Genomic DNA, 16690 nt, shown 5'->3' on the forward strand with positions numbered 1-16690 from the left:
AAGCACGCTTCGGCGTGCTTTTTTAATGGATTGAGACTGGAAACTTGTGCGGGTACTTTTAAATAAAAAGAGAGGCTATGTTGCCTCTCCTTGATCATTTACTTGCCCACGTATTACAGAGAATTGGCGAAGACCAATGCAATAGCCAATGGGCAGACAAACCTGATATACCAGGGCCAAATTCGCCAGAACAGGGATGATGCCACCTCCGGGTGACCTGACTGGATTTCGTTTAGTAATTTCTGACGGTGCCAGATCCAGCCAACAAAAATACAGCACAATATGCCAAGCAGGGGCTGACCAAATTGTGTAGTGAGTTTGACAACCAAACCAAACAAGACAGAGAAGTTGAGAATGATAGTGACACTCACGGTTGCGATAATGATGCCAATGATCCAGGTTGCTTGTATTCTGGCCAGGGCAAATTTTTCAACTGCATAAGATACCGGGGCTTCCAGCATAGAAATGGAGCTGGTTAGCGCGGCAATGCTCATCAACGCAAAGAAAGCAAAGCCGACGAATACGCCCACACCGCCCATACCTTCGAACAAGGCAGGTAAGACCTGAAAAACCAGGGTGTCTTCGGACAGCAGCTGACCGGTTGATGAGAAAATTTCGACACCCTGTGCTTGCGCCACATACATGGCAGGAATGATCAGCAGGCCAGCAACAAAGGCAATAAAGACATCGATGAGGGTGACATAGGCGCCCAATGAGACGAGGTTTTCCTGTCTGCTGATGTAAGAACCGTAAATGATCATAACACTGGTACCCAGCGACAGCGAGAAGAATGCCTGGCCAAGCGCACTGACCAGCAGGCCCGGGTCCAACAAAGAGGAGAAGTCGGGCACCAGGTAGGCTTTTAAGCCGGCCGCTGCACCTTCCTGAGTAAGCACGTAGGCAATTAATGAAAACAGAATGATCAACAGCGCAGGCATCAAGCGCTTAGACCACTTTTCAATGCCATTTTCGACGCCTTTACTGATGATTGAAATAGTCAGAGCGACGAAGATAAGTGTGAAACTGAGATCTCTGAACAGGGATTGTTCTGATAGCCACTGTGCAGCACCTGCTGCACCCGCTGTTTTAGCGATTGGCTCAAAGGTGGCACTGAGCATCCAGCCGGCGACGATGGCGTAAAAGCTTAGGATCAACCCCGCGCAGATGATGCCACCGAAGCCGACGAAAAATGCAAATTTCTTTTGCACCGGGTTATTCCCCAGTTTTTGTAGTGACGATACGGCATTTGCCTGGCCATGGCGGCCGATCACCAGCTCAGCCATCAACGCGGGATAAGCCAGACAAAACGCCAGGATCAAATACATCAATACAAAAGCGGCACCACCATTACTGGCGGTTTGAGTTGGGAAACCCCAAATGTTTCCCAGGCCAACAGCTGAGCCTGCTGCTGCCATAATGAATCCGAAGCGAGAGCTGAACTCTCCGCGTGCACTGCTCATATTCTTATACTTCTCTTTTTTAAAGACGGCGGCAACAATCTACTGTAATTAAAGGGAAATAAAAAGGCCTAAATTGCTTTGATCTAACACAAGTTTTTGCCTAAATTCTGAGCGTAATCCGAAAAATCCAGTGATGTATCCACCATTAGTTAGTATCTAGCTGATTTATAGCACAAATCTAACGATTGTCAGTCAGTCTTGACAGTATTTCTCGGTGCTTTACAGGGAAACGTCAAGGTGAATTTAGCGCCGCCAAGCAGGTCGGATCTGCTGACACAGGCCTGGCCATGGTGCCAGTCGACTACTTTTGCAACGATGGCCAGGCCCAGACCATAGCTTTTTCCGGCCCGGTTTCGATGTCCCTGCTCCTGGAAAAAGGGGTTAAATACCTTAGCCCAGTTTTCCTCCTCAATGCCGGGTCCATCATCTTCGACGCGTATTTCAACCTGGTGATCCAGTTGCTGGGCGCTGACGATTATCTGTTTGTCGGCGAAATCGCAGGCGTTACTGAGTAAATTAGAGATGGCTCTGGCCAGCCAGTGAGGATCGGCATCCAGTTGTAAGTGGGCCGGGACCGACACACTGGCGTTAATTTGCTTTTTAGCCAGTTTGGGGGCCATTTGTTCAACTACATGGCGAATATAGCTTTCCAGTCGAGTGGGCGCAAACTTGAGCAGATGTGATTTTTGTTCGAGTGTGGCAAAGGCCAGATAACTGGCCAGCATGTCTTCCATCTGGTCAAGGTCTTTTTCCATGCGGTGCATCAGGGCATGGACCTGCTCAATATCATCTTCTTCAAAGGCTGCATCAAAACCGAACCGTAAACAGGCAACCGGAGTACGAATGTCGTGAGATAAGCTCGACGCCATGAGTTTATTCTCGGCCAGCAGCTTTTCTATCTGATTGGCCATGCGATTAAAGGTCAGCTCCAGGTCCTTGATATAGGTGAAGTGATTTACTTCGATACGAGCACTTAAGTCACCACTGGCAAATTGTTTTGCAACACTAACCAGTACGGCCAGTCGCTTAGCAAGCGGCGCGAGGATGACCCACATAAATGTACAAATGCCTGCGTAAAATGCCAGCGTCAGGAATACATCGGAGTCGTATTGCTCGGGTGGTTTTTCGAGTCTGAGTTCAAGGTAATCCGGTGCCAGTGAAGGGGCTGACTTGAGTAAGTAATAGCCAATATCATCTTCGAGTAGTAAGCCTTCTGGTTCCATCATCTGGTTCTTTAGCTCAACCGGCAGCGCCAATGAATCGCCAGAACTATAGGTAATGGGGAGATCAAAATCTTTACTGACCTGCTCCATATATGCCCCTCGTAACGTTTCAGGAATAGAAGCGCTTTGATTGGTCACACCATACAATAGCTTAGCTTGCCAGGCGAAAGCATCCTCAGCAGGCTCTGCTTGTTGACTCAGGGTATCTAGTAGCCAGCCCAGTACCACGATCGAGATTAGGGCGCTTGCTAAAAGATATAGATAGAGCTTCTTCATTCACGACTCCAGAGATAAGCATGACTACATCAGACGATGCGAAGAGGGGGTAAGGTCCGCATCGGAGTGAGCGGACCGTGAGATACCAGTACAGCTGATTTACCAGGCAGAAGGCACAAGCAGATAGCCTTTACCCCAAATAGTTTTGATCTTTTCCGGGTTTTGAGGGTCATCGCCAAATTTCTTACGCAGTGCTGAAATGAGCACATCTACGCTGCGGTCCAGGCCATCATACTCACGGCCTTTTGTCGCCTTAAACACAGCGTCCCGGGACACAACGTCACCCGCATTGCTGGCCAGAAAGTGGAGTAACAGGTATTCTGCACTGGACACATTCACTTCCTGATCTACCACGATGACTTTGCGTGCCTGCGTATCAATGTGCAAATTTCCGACATTAAGCATCAGCGCATTGGCATCTGAACTTGATTCACTGTCCTGAGCAACGCGCATATTGGCCTTAATTCGTGCCAGTAAAGCTCGTGGACGAACAGGCTTAATCACATAATCACTGGCGCCGACTTCGAGTCCTATGACTTCGTCCATCTCTTCATCTTTGGCGGTCAGCATTATGATGGGCTTGCTGTAAAACTGGCGTAATTCACGACATACACTGATACCATCTTGTCCGGGCAACATGATATCCAGCAACACCAGATCCGGCTCATGCTGTTTAACCATACTGACAACCTGATCACCGCGATAACAACACTCTGTAGTGTAGCCCTGATTGTTCAGGTAATCGGCAACCCACTGCGCGAGCGACTCGTCATCTTCAACCAACAAAATCGTGCCGTATTGCTCCATTTGACTTCTCCTTTATTGCGCTTGTCCTGGATGTTGCCGGACAAGGCGTTCATTATTTTGCTTGAATTATGTTCTTGTCTGCAATTATAAGTACGAATCGCGTAAAAAGTGTAATTAAGTGTGTGTTCTTGTTTAAGAACCTCTGTTAAAGCAAGACATTAAGCTTCTCTATCAGGCCTCGGCTTAGGTGGTGCATCATATCGCTGGTGAGTGCACTTACCTCTGTTTTATTGCAGGCGCCAGCCGTTTTTACCAGAGGAGATATCTGAGATTCTATCTGGTACGGCGGGATTTTGACGTTCTGGCTGTATCTGGCACGACGAGCCTCTTCCTGATTTTGTTCAACAATAAAAGAAATGACTGCGTGTTCATTGGCCACTTTTTCGGTTTCCGTAAACGTGTATTGCAACGGAATACCCTGATATCCGGCACTGTTGATAGAGGACTTGGCAAACCAAATAACGTCAGATGACGATTTATGCGTCAATCGCATGCTTAAAGACGCAATGATATTACTGCATTGCTTGCTCGGAATCGTTTGGGCGAGCTGAGCAATATATGGATGCGGATCTTCGGGCTTGTTTAGCACATAGACTTTATCCTTACCAAAGGATAAGTCCAGCTGCTGCACCACCAAATGGTAGTCACTGTTTTTTTGCGCAACGACTGTCAAGCCCTTGTCTTTTAACAGTTGGATAATTTGCTTACGCAGTGTATCCGTCATGCTCACTTTAGTGGTGTCTATGTATACTGTATTACCACTTTTGACCGGGTGAGCAGGTAGCTGCACAGATTTGATCCGGGCAGATTCAAGTTCGGTACTATATGAGAGCTGATAAACAGATTTTGTTAACAGCGGTTTTTTTGGCACGTCCAGTTTGGGCGCCATTGGCGGTGTTGCAATACACCCTGTCAGTCCGGCCAAGGCAATAATTGAAAGCAAACAGCGCATGACTTATACCTCTAAACTTAGTTTTATAGATCAGCACTTAGCTGCATTAAAACACGACAAATTTTGTGGCATGCTCCAACAGGCGAGACAGAAAGATTTCTGCGTCAGGCCAGGATTGTCTGCGTGAGCAGTGCCAAACTTCATGATATTATGTGCAGCGTGTTAATGAATCGGATCATTATGAAGTCACTGCATCACCTTATAATTTTTGCTTTCGCACTGACGACTTGCGTCGTACAGGCTAGCCCAGGCAGCGAGCAGCAGCGCTGGGAGCAATTTGTGAACGCATATTCTAAGCAACTCAAACAAAAACTAAAAGAAAAATCGATACCGGGTGCCGCTTTGAGCATTGTGCACCGCCAGCACGGTGATCACATCGAGGGAATTGGACAAACCAAAGTAAGGAAAGGGCGTCAAGTCACAGCCAGTACACGTTTTCGGTTAGCGTCGGTCTCCAAGACTTTTGCTGGTTCACTCACGGCTAAACTGGCGGCGCAAGGGGTACTCGACCTGGAGGATACCGTTGCTCAACACTTACCTATCTTTAGTGAGAGTGCCTACGGGAAAGCAAAACTATATCACTTACTCAGTCACTCCAGTGGTCTGGTACCCAATGCCTATGACAATCTGATTGAGTCACGGATGACATACAACAAAATTTATCCGAGGCTGGTCGATGTGGCGCATATTTGTCGGCCGGGGATCTGCTATGGCTATCAAAATGTCATGTTTAGTCTGATCGGTAATGTAATTGCACAGACCACCCAGCTGAGCTATGAATCTTGGCTGGAGCACTTTTTCTTCACTCCTTTAGGCATGAAGGATGCGGGTTTAGGCCATGCTCATATGACCGGCGATGACAACTTTGCGGCACCTCATGTGCGGGGTACTAAGCGTTGGCACACTGCAAAGCTAAAGCCCCACTACTATAAGGTTGCGCCAGCGGCAGGCGTGAATGCCAGTGCAGCAGACATGGGACAATGGCTTAAAGCACAACTGGGTGTTTACCCGTCAGTGTTGTCACTGGATGCGCTGACCATTCAGTCTCGCCCGTATACGCGGACCAAGCGAGAGTTGCGCAGAAGAGTATGGCGCAATTACGTAGAGCAGGCACATTATGGTTTGGGTTGGCGTATTTATAGCTTTTCTGGAGAGCTCATGTATTACCACAGCGGCTGGGTACAGGGTTACAGAACCGATATTGCTGTGTTGCCAGAACTAGGTATAGGCTTTAGTTTGCTGCTGAATGCAGAGAGTGGAATAATCAACGGCCTGAGTACAGAGTTTATTCGTCAGGCCATTGAATTTAGCCGGGCTGCCAGAGTACACGCTGATACTTAGGGAGCCAGCTACACGTTACTGGCGAGGCAGCTGGATTTTTTTATCTTCGCTTTGGCGGTACAACACGATGATATGCCCGATCACCTGAACTTTGTGGGCACCTGTTTCGCGCACGATGGCTTCAAAGATCAGTTGTTTGGTTTCGCGATCATTGGTAGGCACTTTTACTTTGATGAGCTCGTGAATGCTCAAACATTGCTCAATTTCTAACAGAACTCCTTCTGTTAGCCCGTTACCACCGAGCAAAACAACGGGTTTTAGGTCATGTGCTAACCCTTTTAGGTACTGCTTCTGTTTATTTGATAATGTCATATTGATACAATTTACTAATTAAGGCTTGAATTACCGCTATTCTAACGCCATCTAAAGAATATTACTAATGAGTTGCAGTTAATATGGCAAATAAAAAGCACTCAGCGAGCTCTAAGCGCTGGTTAAAAGAACATGTTGAAGATCCGTATGTTCATGAGGCACAGAAACGGGGCTACCGCTCTCGTGCCGTTTTCAAACTCGAAGAGATCCAACAAAAAGACAAGTTGTTCAAATCGGGTATGCATGTTGTTGATTTAGGTGCAGCACCGGGAAGCTGGTCTCAGTATCTTGCTGAACAAGTAGGGGACAATGGGGAGGTAATTGCATGTGATATTTTGCCGATGGACTCTCTCCCTGGGGTGGCTTTTTTGCAAGGCGACTTCCGTGAAGAGGCTGTACTCAATGCTTTATTGGACAGAATTGGCGGCAAAAATATCGATGTGGTATGTTCGGATATGGCGCCCAATATGAGTGGTAACACTGTGATTGACCAGGCAGGTAGCATGTATCTGGTTGAACTGGCGTTTGATATGTGTCATCAGGTGCTTAAACCTAATGGAGCGTTTGCCGTGAAGGTGTTTCAGGGTGAAGGCTTTGATCAGTTTGTACAGGATGTACGTAATGCTTTCAAAGTGGTTAAGATCCGCAAGCCGAAAGCGTCCCGTCCTCGATCGCGTGAAGTATATATAGTGGCGACGGGATACAAACTGTAGTACAGTTGAAACGCTTTTAAGACGAATTTGAATTATTTTAGATACAAGAGGTTAACCCCTTGAGCGATATGGCGAAGAACTTAATACTCTGGTTGGTGATAGCAGTCGTGCTAATGACCGTTTTTCAGAGCTTCAATGGTGGCGAACAAGCAGATCGCCAGACTAGTTACACTCAGTTTGTGAACGAAGTGCGTAGCGGTGTCGTCCGCGATGTCAACATCGACCGAACAGCTGGCACAATTACAGGGATCAAAAACAATGGTGAGCGTTTTCAAACCATTATGCCATTGTACGATGATGATCTTATCAACGACTTACTCAAGAACGATGTAAACGTCAAAGGGGTTGCACCAGAAGAGCAGTCTTTCCTGGCTAATATCTTTATTTCTTGGTTCCCAATGCTGCTTTTAATTGGTGTGTGGATCTTCTTCATGCGTCAGATGCAAGGTGGTGGCGGTAAAGGCGCTATGTCATTTGGCAAGAGTAAAGCGCGCCTGATGGGGGAAGATCAAGTTAAAACAACGTTCGCGGACGTTGCCGGTTGTGATGAAGCAAAAGAAGACGTCACTGAACTGGTAGACTTCCTGCGTGACCCGTCTAAGTTCCAGAAGCTGGGCGGTAACATTCCTAAGGGTGTACTCATGGTAGGCCCACCGGGTACTGGTAAAACCTTGTTGGCCAAAGCGGTGGCAGGTGAAGCGAAAGTGCCGTTTTTTACCATTTCAGGTTCTGACTTTGTAGAAATGTTTGTGGGTGTGGGTGCATCACGCGTACGCGACATGTTTGACCAGGCCAAGAAAGCAGCGCCCTGTATTATCTTCATTGACGAAATTGATGCTGTGGGCCGTAAACGTGGCGCTGGCATGGGTGGCGGCCACGATGAACGTGAGCAAACCCTGAACCAGATGTTGGTTGAAATGGATGGTTTTGAAGGTAATGAAGGGATCATTGTTATTGCTGCGACAAACCGTCCGGATGTACTGGATCCGGCATTACTTCGCCCTGGTCGATTTGACCGCCAGGTTGTTGTAGGCCTGCCAGATGTGCGTGGCCGGGAGCAAATCCTGAATGTACACATGCGTAAAGTACCGCTTGACGAAAATGTTGAGGCATCAGTCATTGCTCGTGGTACGCCAGGTTTCTCCGGTGCTGATTTGGCCAACCTGGTTAATGAAGCCGCGCTATTTGCAGCACGTGGCAACAAGCGTAAAGTCAGCATGGCTGAGTTTGACGCGGCGAAAGACAAAATCATGATGGGTGCAGAGCGCAAGTCTATGGTGATGTCTGAGAAAGAGAAAGAAATGACAGCCTACCATGAAGCGGGCCACGCTATTGTGGGCCGATTGGTTCCGGAACATGATCCCGTGTACAAGGTGTCTATTATTCCGCGTGGTCGAGCGCTGGGTGTCACCATGTACCTGCCTGAGCAAGACAGGGTTAGTCATTCTAAAGAGCATCTCGAGTCTATGTTATCCAGCTTGTACGGTGGCCGTATCGCTGAAGCCATCATTTATGGGGATGACAAAGTAACGACGGGCGCCAGCAACGACATTGAGCGAGCCACGGATATTGCCCGTAAGATGGTGACACAATGGGGTTTAAGCCCTAAGCTGGGTCCGCAAATGTACATGGAAGAGCAAGGCGAAATGTTCATGGGTGGTGGCTCATCCCGTATGGCTGGTGTGTCTGATGAAACTGCCAAGCTGATTGATGCCGAAATCAAAGACTTTGTAAGCCGCAACTACAGCAGAGCGGAGCAAATTCTGAAAGACAACATGGATATTCTGCACGCAATGAAGGACGCATTGATGAAGTATGAAACAATCGATGCGGGTCAGATTGATGATTTAATGGAAAGAAAGGAAGTACGTCCTCCCAGAGACGCCCATGACCGTAAACCAACGGACAGCGGTAATAATGGGGCTTCTGCTGAAACCAGTAACGACGCTGAAAAAGGTGAAAGTCCCTCTGCATCGGGTTCCGAGCTTGATGATAAGTTATAATCTAAGTTAAAATTCCATCATTGAAAAACCCCGGCATTGGCTGGGGTTTTTTTATAAGTTCATGGCAGTCTGAGTTAATACCAATTTCACTTAATACCTGTTCAATTTGACGGATCAAATATGACGCTAACTGTGTTAAAAATTTCTCATTTTGAACAACTAAATGGCAAAATTTTTGCCTCGTTATTGCCGAGACTTACTCACCTCAAGATTGACTACTTAATTTTGCAGATTGTTATAAAATGGTTCCTGACACTTCACAGCTTTCTCCATTCCCGGCTGTTATATTGCAAATTGGTATGAGTAAGCAGCCATTCACAAAACGCCAGTTACGCTCTCACCAGCGAGTACTTACTATCTTAATGTGGCAGTTTTTTATAAAATATGCTTATATACAAGCAATTCAACAGGCGAAATATGCTTAAGCTCAGACTTCCTCGTGGTCGTACACTGGACCTTTCAACACCCCAGATAATGGGAATAGTTAATGTAACTCCTGACTCTTTTTCAGATGGTGGCAAGTATTCTCGTGCTGACAGCGCTGTCAAGCACGGTTTGTCTTTGCTCTCACAAGGCGCAAGCATGCTTGATATTGGTGGCGAGTCAACCCGACCTGGGGCACCTGACGTATCGTTAGAACAGGAGTTGGAGCGTGTTATTCCCGCTATTGAGGGTCTTCGAGCGCAGTCTGATTGTATTATTTCGGTTGATACCAGCAAGGCAGAAGTGATGATGGCTGCGATTGAAGCCGGTGCAGATATGATCAATGATGTGCGAGCATTACAGGAGCCCGGAGCGCTTGATATAGCCGCGCGTTACGACGATGTGCCAGTTTGCCTGATGCATATGCAGGGGCAACCCAGAACGATGCAGCTGGAGCCGAGTTATCAGAATTTGTTTAAAGACATTCACGCATTCTTTGAATCACGCATTACTCGTTGTACCGAAGTGGGCATTGCACGTGAACGCCTTATTCTTGATCCAGGCTTTGGCTTTGGTAAAACGCTGGAACACAACTTTTCGCTGTTAGGGCAGTTATCTTATTTTGCTGAACTTAAACTACCTATTCTTGCCGGGTTATCCCGCAAATCTATGTTTGGCAAATTACTTAATCGGGATACAGATGAGCGCCTGGCTGCAAGTCTCGGTGGGGCATTGTTATGTGCTCAACAGGGGGCGCAGATCCTACGCGTTCATGATGTTCAAGAAACCAATGATGTGCTGCGGGTTTGGCGCGCAGCAACGCATGGAGTAAATAAATGACAACAAGAAAATATTTTGGAACGGATGGTGTACGTGGGATGGTAGGGGAGTTTCCTATCACGCCTGAGTTTGCGCTTAAATTAGGCTGGGCTGCAGGTAAAGTACTGTCTAAGTCTGGTACCAAAAAGGTAATAATTGGTAAAGACACGCGTATATCCGGCTATCTGCTGGAGACGTCTTTAGAGGCTGGTCTCATTGCTGCGGGTATTAATGTAGTGCTTCTGGGCCCAATGCCGACCCCCGCAGTCGCTTACTTGACACAAACATTCCGTGCTGAAGCGGGCATAGTGATCAGTGCGTCGCACAACCCTTATCATGACAATGGAATTAAATTCTTTGGTGGAGATGGCAAGAAGCTGCCGGACGAAGTAGAGCTGGAAATTGAAGCTATGCTGGACGAACCCATGACATGTGTCGCTTCGGATAAACTCGGCAAGGCAAGACGCCTTGAAAATGCGGATGGTCGTTATATTGAGTTTTGTAAAGGGCAATTCCCTAATGAGTTATCGTTAGAAGGGCTCAAAATAGTTTTGGATTGTGCAAATGGGGCAACTTACCACATCGCACCTGCTGTGATGCGTGAATTAGGTGCTGAGGTGATCTGCACTGCGTGTGAACCCAATGGTGTCAATATAAACGAAAAATGCGGTGCAACGCATGTCGACGCGTTAAAACGTCATGTGCTGGAGCTTCAGGCGGATGTCGGAATTGCCTACGACGGTGACGGCGATCGGGTGATGATGGTGGATCACAATGGGCGTGTCTTCGATGGAGATGACATCGTATATATCATCGCTGCTCAGGCTCAACGAAGTGGGCAACTAAAAGGTGGCGTAGTCGGTACTGTGATGTCAAATATGGGTCTGGAAAATGCCCTGAAAGAAAAAGGCATTCAGTTTGAGCGTAGTAAAGTGGGTGACCGTTATGTGCTGAGCAAGCTTCAGGAGCATGGCTGGACAATTGGCGGTGAAAGCTCAGGTCACGTGCTGAATCTGGATCTTATCCCAACTGGTGATGGTATTGTATCGAGTTTGCAGGTACTGGCTGCGATGGTTGCACAAAATCAGACACTAAAAGATTTGGGAGCCGGGTTTGTCAAATATCCGATGAAAATGATCAATGTCCGTTATGCCAAAGGGACAGATCCTGTATCTGCCATTGAGGTTCAGCAGGCTGTGAAAGAGGTGGAGGCTGAGCTTGGAGATAAAGGACGGGTGTTGCTAAGAAAGTCCGGTACGGAACCCGTTGTTCGTGTCATGGTTGAGGCCGAACAAGAGAAGCAAGTTATTGACTTTGCCACCAAAATTGCTCAAGTCGTTGAATCTGTGAGCAACTAAACCAAAATCCACAATTTTTTCTTGTAACTTAGGGTGAGTGACGTTAGTATCTCACCCGCTTTCTGATGCGGAGTAATACATGGGACAGAGAAAGCCAATCGTCGCAGGCAACTGGAAAATGAACGGCTCTTGTGAGCTGATAAAAGAAATTGCAGCGGTGAGTGAGCAAGTCTCAGGCGAACAGCGTGAGGTACTCGTTTTTCCTCCGGCAATTTTGTTGTCTGAGGCGATATCAGCAGGTTTGAATTGTGGCACACAGACTGTGTCCGAATTTGAGTCTGGCGCCTATACCGGCGAAATCCAAGCTTCTTTGGTTAAATCTTTGGGTGCAAACTACACCTTGGTGGGTCACTCAGAAAGACGCAGTATTTACGGCGAATCCAATGAAGATGTAGCAAATAAGTTTGCTCAAGCACAAAGCAGCGGCCTGACACCTATCTTGTGTATTGGTGAAACCCAAGCACAAAGAACAGAAGGCAAGACAGAAGAAGTTGTTAAACAACAGCTTGAAGCTGTGATAAAAAAATTAGGCATAGCATCACTAGCAAATTCTGTGATAGCATACGAGCCAGTTTGGGCAATAGGTACCGGTTTAACAGCCACACCAGAGCAAGCTCAGGCAACACATAAGTATATACGTGACTTGTTACATAGTTATGATCAACAAGTTGCAAGTGCACTGCGCATTTTATATGGCGGCAGTGTCAATGAAAGTAACAGTGAATTATTATTCGCACAAGCAGATATTGATGGTGGCCTGATAGGCGGAGCGAGTCTCAAACCTCAAAGCTTTAAAGCTATCTGTGAAAGTGCAAAGGGATAAGTAAATGTACGAGATTCTTTTGGTTATTTATTTGGTCGTCTCGCTGTCTCTGATCGGTATGATCTTGATTCAGCAAGGCAAGGGCGCTGATATGGGGTCATCATTCGGTGCTGGCGCATCGGCGACTGTCTTTGGTTCATCAGGTGCTGGAAACTTTATGACCAAAACAACAACAATTCTTGCGACGGTTTTTTTCGTCCTGAGTATTGTACTGGGAAGCATGACTGCAAGCCAAATCAAGCAGGCTGATCAGTGGGAAAATCTGGAAGCTCCGGCTGCGACTGTTGCACCTGCTGCGGAAGATGTGCCTGCGTCAGAAGAGTCTCAAAACAACTCAGACGTCCCAAATTAGAAATTATTCAGCGAACGTGGTGGAATTGGTAGACACGCCATCTTGAGGGGGTGGTGAGCATAGCTCGTGGGGGTTCAAGTCCCCCCGTTCGCACCAAAATCAGAGCCAGAGATGCACTGGCTCTCTCATTATAAAGTGAGAAAAACGTGTGACAAACACGCTGCATTACACCGAATTGCGAATGTGGTGGAATTGGTAGACACGCCATCTTGAGGGGGTGGTGAGCATAGCTCGTGGGGGTTCAAGTCCCCCCATTCGCACCAATCGGGTATCTTTATTGCCTTCCTATTTTTTAAAAACTCCTAAATTTAAATTACTTAGCTGCGCCATTCTTCCCACATTGAGTTACAATAAAAGAAATTAGTCTTTCCTTCTTTTTATGCATTTTTCTGCTCATTTTATTTCCAGAGTATTCCATAACGTTAAATCCGTTGAGGTAAGCGCGCAGGGGATCAAGATATTGCGCCCTGGCCACGAAGAGTTATTGCCCTGGATGCAGCAATATCGGCCGCCTGTCATCACTGTTGACTGGCTGGGCGCACGGCTTGAGTGTTACAAACAGGACACTGTGCTGAGTATTCGAATACAAAAGTATCCTGAACCACAATTTCAGGGACAGCTTGAAGCGTTTTGGATTAATACACATAAAGTGCGCTTGTCTGGTTCGATAACATCGCTGGAGCAGCTTTTACAACGCCGTTACCTGTCTGTACGTTACTGGGCGGCAACGCGCTCCGTTATCGCCGAATTGGCAAAGTACTGGAGTGGCTGGCAAAGTCAGGCTGGCCTGCCTGAGACTTTGCAGCAAGCCCAGTATACGGTAACTGAGCTTAATGGCTGGCAGGAAACAGATCTGGCTCAATTCAGAGAAGCCTATATTCAGGCTCAATTATCTCGTTATGCGTCCTTTTTCGATACCGTATGCGCTCAGCCGCTTACTCAGGCCCAGCGCCGAGCCTGCGTGGTGCAGGATGAGCGTCAGTTATTGTTAGCCGGGGCAGGCACAGGCAAGACCAGCGTCATGGTCGCTAAGGCTGCATACCTGTTGCACTCGCAACAGGTAACAGCAGAGCAGGTACTGATGCTGGCATATGGTAAAGAGGCCGCTGCTGAAATGCAGCAAAGGCTCAGTCACAGCAAGGTGAAAGTGGAATGTGCCACGTTTCATAGCCTGGGCCTGGAGATCATTGCACAGGCTGAAGGCCGCAAACCAAAACTGTCCGCACTCTGTCAGAATGACACCGCCAGAGCGCAGTTTATTGCTGAGACACTGGCATCGCTTTGCCAGGATCCGCTCTATCTGCGTGATTTACTCGTGCTACTCAAACGCCAATTTGCCGAGACAGAGAAGTGTGAAAAGCTTGTTCTGGCATCTCATGCTGCACAGAGACTTATACGTCAGTTTTCAGAAGCGCTGAGCTTTTACAAGCAGGCGCTGTTTTTGGGTAAAGTTCAGTCTCTCAGTCAGGAGTTTGAGCTCTGGAACAGCTGTTTTCGACCAGTCCTGACCGACTATCAACTCTACCTGCAGAAAGAACAATGTATAGACTTTGATGATATGATCACGCGAGCGATTGAGCATGTACGTAGTGGCCAGTTCAGGAGCCCCTGGCAAGTAGTTTTGGTCGACGAGTTTCAGGACATTTCTCCGTTAAGAGCGGCCTTGCTTAAAGCACTACTGGGACAGAATAACAGTAATGCATTGTTTGCAGTGGGCGATGACTGGCAGGCGATATATCGCTTTAGTGGTGGGGATATCTCGATGACGACGCATTTTGCTGAACACTTTGGCGAGGCAACTATCCAGCAACTCGACATGACTTTTCGTTATCCGCAGCAGTTACTGGATATTGCCAGCGAGTTTGTTTGTCAGAATCCAAATCAATTGATGAAACGGGTGAATTCGAGCAAGGTAGCGACCTGTCCGGCACTGATAGCTCGCCCGGATGATGAGAATGCGCTAAACATAGCGATAGAGGGGTTTTTAGATCTCACAGCTGAACCCTGCACGGTGCTTTTGCTGGCTCGCAATCACAAGTTTTTGCCCACACCTGAGGCAGTATCCAGGCTCTCACAGTGTTTTCCGCGTGCCCAAATTACGGCTTTGACCTTTCATGGCGCCAAAGGCAAAGAAGCGGACTTTAGCATTTTGCTGGGGCTACACAAAGACAGTGTACCTGCCCGGCAGCAAAGTGCAGCTATCATCGAGGCGTTGCTGCCTGAGGCCGAGTCATATCCGGATGCCGAAGAACGTCGACTGTTTTATGTGGCGCTCACCCGTGCCCGCAAGCAGGTTTGTTTACTGGTACCTGATGAACCCAGCCCATTTATCGAACAGACGCTGGCGCTGCTAGACTAATACGTCGGGCGGGAATTCTTTTATCCTGACGACAAAATAATTTTGTTGTACTTTACGCCTGCAGCTTTCCATAATTCGCGCTTTGAAACACGAGCAATCATAGAGAACCCCAATGCGTGGATGGATTATATACAAAGACTCAGCAACCCTGCTAAAACCAGAAACTTACGAGATCAAGCGGCTACTGGAAGTCGCTCAGGAAGAGAATATTGATCTACAGGTTTATTCTCCCGATCAGTTTGACTTGCTGGTATCCCGGGAAGATGATCAGAGTGTTCTGATCGATGGTGAGCCGGTATCATTGCCCGATTTTGTGCTGCCACGCATGGGGGCAGGTACAACTTATTTTGCGCTGGCGATCATTCGCCATCTGGAGCGCCTCGGTGTGCATTGCTTTAACAGTTCCGAGGCCATCGAAACGGTCAAGGATAAATTGTTTGCACAACAAATCCTGGCACAACAGAATTTGCCCACGCCGAAGACCATGCTGGTGAAATTCCCAGTTAATATCGATTTGGTTGAAAAGCAAATAGGTTTTCCGGTGGTGGTAAAAACGCTGTCTGGTTCGCAAGGCAGCGGAGTCTTTTTGTCTAAGTCCCGCAGTGAGTTTGATGATCTCATGCAGCTCATTGAAGCAACCAGCCCGAAAGCCAATATTATTTTGCAAAAATTCATCAAATCCAGCCATGGCAGAGATTTACGGGTACTAACGATCGGTGGCCGTGTGGTGGCCTGTATGGAGCGAAACTCTGGCGGCGCGAACTTTAAAGCAAACGTGAGTGCAGGTGCCAAAGGCCTGTCTCATCCGATCACGCCTGAGATAGAATGGCTAGCGACTCAAACGGCCAATATTCTCAATCTGGATATGGCGGGTATTGATCTGTTGTTTGATGAAGAACACTTTAAGATCTGTGAAGCCAATTCGAGTCCGGGCTTTGAAGGGCTTGAGGCCGCCGTAGATGTGGATGTTGCGCGGGAAATTTTGCACTTTATTCGTATTCGCTTAGGGATTTTTGACAAGAAAGCGCCGAAGCAACCAGATGTCAAAAAACCTGCTGTTAAAGCACAACCAGCAGCTACTACCGTCTAAATATCAACGCTTTTGGCTCACTATGATACCAGTAGAAAAATGTCCTCTGGTATCATAGCTTATTAATTTCTCTTGCAACCTGATAGCCATCTTCGGTGACGATCTGTTCAAGTACCGCAACCCGTGATTGCAGTTGTTTGATTTCTTCTTGCATGGCCTGCTTCTCAGCCTGACTCATTCCATCGAGCTTCTTCATTTCCAGGCGTTTAGCATAGATTTCCCGAACAGTGCCAAAACCCACTGCGATCAAAACAATCAAAAAAATCATTGTGGTACCGGGCATACTTATTATCCATTTTCATATTTACTACTCCAATCGTAGCAAATTATAAACAAGAGATCTGTGGCCTATCTGTTTCAAGATGTGATTTGGAGTGTG

Annotated in this window: 15 protein-coding genes and 2 tRNA genes; 11 read left to right on the forward strand and 6 right to left on the reverse strand. The window is 47.3% G+C overall.

Features of this window, described 5'->3' with window-relative positions:
* Positions 1-113: 113 nt before the first annotated feature.
* The 4 genes from MHN33_RS18020 to MHN33_RS18035 form a co-directional block, all read right to left on the reverse strand.
* Positions 114-1460: a sodium-dependent transporter gene (locus tag MHN33_RS18020; protein ID WP_239399969.1), complete on the reverse strand. Its 1347-nt coding sequence runs from the start codon at positions 1458-1460 to the stop codon at positions 114-116.
* Positions 1461-1648: 188 nt separating this feature from the next.
* Complete coding sequence (locus MHN33_RS18025; protein WP_239399971.1) at positions 1649-2959, reverse strand: HAMP domain-containing sensor histidine kinase; 1311 nt, start codon at positions 2957-2959, stop codon at positions 1649-1651.
* A 99-nt stretch (positions 2960-3058) separates the two neighbouring features.
* Positions 3059-3766 carry a response regulator transcription factor gene (locus MHN33_RS18030; protein WP_239399973.1) on the reverse strand — a complete coding sequence of 236 codons (708 nt, stop codon included), beginning with the start codon at positions 3764-3766 and terminating at the stop codon, positions 3059-3061.
* Between the two features lie 145 nt (positions 3767-3911).
* Positions 3912-4718: a hypothetical protein gene (locus MHN33_RS18035; RefSeq protein ID WP_239399975.1), complete on the reverse strand. Its 807-nt coding sequence runs from the start codon at positions 4716-4718 to the stop codon at positions 3912-3914.
* A 180-nt stretch (positions 4719-4898) separates the two neighbouring features.
* Here MHN33_RS18035 and MHN33_RS18040 point away from each other — a divergent pair, with 180 nt between their 5' ends.
* On the forward strand, positions 4899-6059 hold the full coding sequence (locus MHN33_RS18040; RefSeq protein ID WP_239400086.1) for a serine hydrolase domain-containing protein: 1161 nt from the start codon (positions 4899-4901) through the stop codon (positions 6057-6059).
* Positions 6060-6074: 15 nt separating this feature from the next.
* Here MHN33_RS18040 and yhbY read toward each other — a convergent pair whose 3' ends face one another.
* The gene (gene yhbY / locus MHN33_RS18045) at positions 6075-6371 is read right to left on the reverse strand and encodes a ribosome assembly RNA-binding protein YhbY (protein WP_239399977.1); all 297 of its coding nucleotides are present in this window, start codon (positions 6369-6371) and stop codon (positions 6075-6077) included.
* A gap of 83 nt (positions 6372-6454) precedes the next feature.
* On the opposite strand from yhbY, the gene rlmE reads away from it, so the two are divergent.
* From rlmE to MHN33_RS18095, 10 genes are all read left to right on the forward strand, one after another.
* Positions 6455-7084 carry a 23S rRNA (uridine(2552)-2'-O)-methyltransferase RlmE gene (gene rlmE, locus MHN33_RS18050; RefSeq protein WP_239399979.1) on the forward strand — a complete coding sequence of 210 codons (630 nt, stop codon included), beginning with the start codon at positions 6455-6457 and terminating at the stop codon, positions 7082-7084.
* 68 nt (positions 7085-7152) lie between these two features.
* Positions 7153-9087, forward strand: a complete 1935-nt coding sequence (ftsH, locus tag MHN33_RS18055; RefSeq protein ID WP_239399981.1) for an ATP-dependent zinc metalloprotease FtsH — start codon at positions 7153-7155, stop codon at positions 9085-9087.
* Positions 9088-9504: 417 nt separating this feature from the next.
* On the forward strand, positions 9505-10350 hold the full coding sequence (gene folP / locus MHN33_RS18060; protein WP_239399983.1) for a dihydropteroate synthase: 846 nt from the start codon (positions 9505-9507) through the stop codon (positions 10348-10350).
* Positions 10347-11687, forward strand: a complete 1341-nt coding sequence (glmM, locus tag MHN33_RS18065) for a phosphoglucosamine mutase (RefSeq protein ID WP_239399985.1) — start codon at positions 10347-10349, stop codon at positions 11685-11687. Before folP ends, glmM begins: the two co-directional genes overlap by 4 nt.
* A 79-nt stretch (positions 11688-11766) precedes the next feature.
* On the forward strand, positions 11767-12510 hold the full coding sequence (gene tpiA / locus MHN33_RS18070) for a triose-phosphate isomerase (protein WP_239399987.1): 744 nt from the start codon (positions 11767-11769) through the stop codon (positions 12508-12510).
* Between the two features lie 4 nt (positions 12511-12514).
* Positions 12515-12862: a preprotein translocase subunit SecG gene (gene secG / locus MHN33_RS18075; RefSeq protein ID WP_239399989.1), complete on the forward strand. Its 348-nt coding sequence runs from the start codon at positions 12515-12517 to the stop codon at positions 12860-12862.
* Between the two features lie 10 nt (positions 12863-12872).
* Positions 12873-12958 (forward strand) — tRNA-Leu (locus MHN33_RS18080).
* A gap of 81 nt (positions 12959-13039) precedes the next feature.
* Positions 13040-13125 (forward strand) — tRNA-Leu (locus MHN33_RS18085).
* Positions 13126-13241: 116 nt separating this feature from the next.
* Positions 13242-15221, forward strand: coding sequence for a UvrD-helicase domain-containing protein (locus MHN33_RS18090; RefSeq protein ID WP_239399991.1), 1980 nt, complete (start codon positions 13242-13244; stop codon positions 15219-15221).
* A 112-nt stretch (positions 15222-15333) separates the two neighbouring features.
* A complete protein-coding gene (locus tag MHN33_RS18095; RefSeq protein WP_239399992.1) occupies positions 15334-16311 on the forward strand; it encodes a RimK family alpha-L-glutamate ligase in 978 nt (325 codons plus the stop codon).
* A 52-nt stretch (positions 16312-16363) separates the two neighbouring features.
* On the opposite strand, the gene MHN33_RS18100 is transcribed toward MHN33_RS18095, so the two are convergent.
* The gene (locus MHN33_RS18100) at positions 16364-16579 is read right to left on the reverse strand and encodes a hypothetical protein (RefSeq protein WP_239399994.1); all 216 of its coding nucleotides are present in this window, start codon (positions 16577-16579) and stop codon (positions 16364-16366) included.
* Between the last annotated feature and the right edge of the window lie 111 nt (positions 16580-16690).

The organism is Pseudoalteromonas sp. OOF1S-7, from assembly GCF_022347765.1.
In the GTDB taxonomy this organism is placed as follows: Bacteria; Pseudomonadota; Gammaproteobacteria; order Enterobacterales; family Alteromonadaceae; genus Pseudoalteromonas.

What these genes read in the sequence shown, in the direction of transcription:
- MHN33_RS18020 (WP_239399969.1), bottom strand. Translation starts at nt 1,460, where the DNA reads ATGAGCAGTGCACGCGGAGAGTTCAGCTCTCGCTTCGGATTCATTATG.
- MHN33_RS18035 (WP_239399975.1), bottom strand. Translation starts at nt 4,718, where the DNA reads ATGCGCTGTTTGCTTTCAATTATTGCCTTGGCCGGACTGACAGGGTGT.
- MHN33_RS18030 (WP_239399973.1), bottom strand. Translation starts at nt 3,766, where the DNA reads ATGGAGCAATACGGCACGATTTTGTTGGTTGAAGATGACGAGTCGCTC.
- MHN33_RS18040 (WP_239400086.1), top strand. Translation starts at nt 4,899, where the DNA reads ATGAAGTCACTGCATCACCTTATAATTTTTGCTTTCGCACTGACGACT.
- yhbY (WP_239399977.1), bottom strand. Translation starts at nt 6,371, where the DNA reads ATGACATTATCAAATAAACAGAAGCAGTACCTAAAAGGGTTAGCACAT.
- MHN33_RS18095 (WP_239399992.1), top strand. Translation starts at nt 15,334, where the DNA reads ATGCGTGGATGGATTATATACAAAGACTCAGCAACCCTGCTAAAACCA.
- MHN33_RS18090 (WP_239399991.1), top strand. Translation starts at nt 13,242, where the DNA reads ATGCATTTTTCTGCTCATTTTATTTCCAGAGTATTCCATAACGTTAAA.
- tpiA (WP_239399987.1), top strand. Translation starts at nt 11,767, where the DNA reads ATGGGACAGAGAAAGCCAATCGTCGCAGGCAACTGGAAAATGAACGGC.
- glmM (WP_239399985.1), top strand. Translation starts at nt 10,347, where the DNA reads ATGACAACAAGAAAATATTTTGGAACGGATGGTGTACGTGGGATGGTA.
- ftsH (WP_239399981.1), top strand. Translation starts at nt 7,153, where the DNA reads ATGGCGAAGAACTTAATACTCTGGTTGGTGATAGCAGTCGTGCTAATG.
- MHN33_RS18025 (WP_239399971.1), bottom strand. Translation starts at nt 2,959, where the DNA reads ATGAAGAAGCTCTATCTATATCTTTTAGCAAGCGCCCTAATCTCGATC.
- MHN33_RS18100 (WP_239399994.1), bottom strand. Translation starts at nt 16,579, where the DNA reads ATGATTTTTTTGATTGTTTTGATCGCAGTGGGTTTTGGCACTGTTCGG.
- folP (WP_239399983.1), top strand. Translation starts at nt 9,505, where the DNA reads ATGCTTAAGCTCAGACTTCCTCGTGGTCGTACACTGGACCTTTCAACA.
- secG (WP_239399989.1), top strand. Translation starts at nt 12,515, where the DNA reads ATGTACGAGATTCTTTTGGTTATTTATTTGGTCGTCTCGCTGTCTCTG.
- rlmE (WP_239399979.1), top strand. Translation starts at nt 6,455, where the DNA reads ATGGCAAATAAAAAGCACTCAGCGAGCTCTAAGCGCTGGTTAAAAGAA.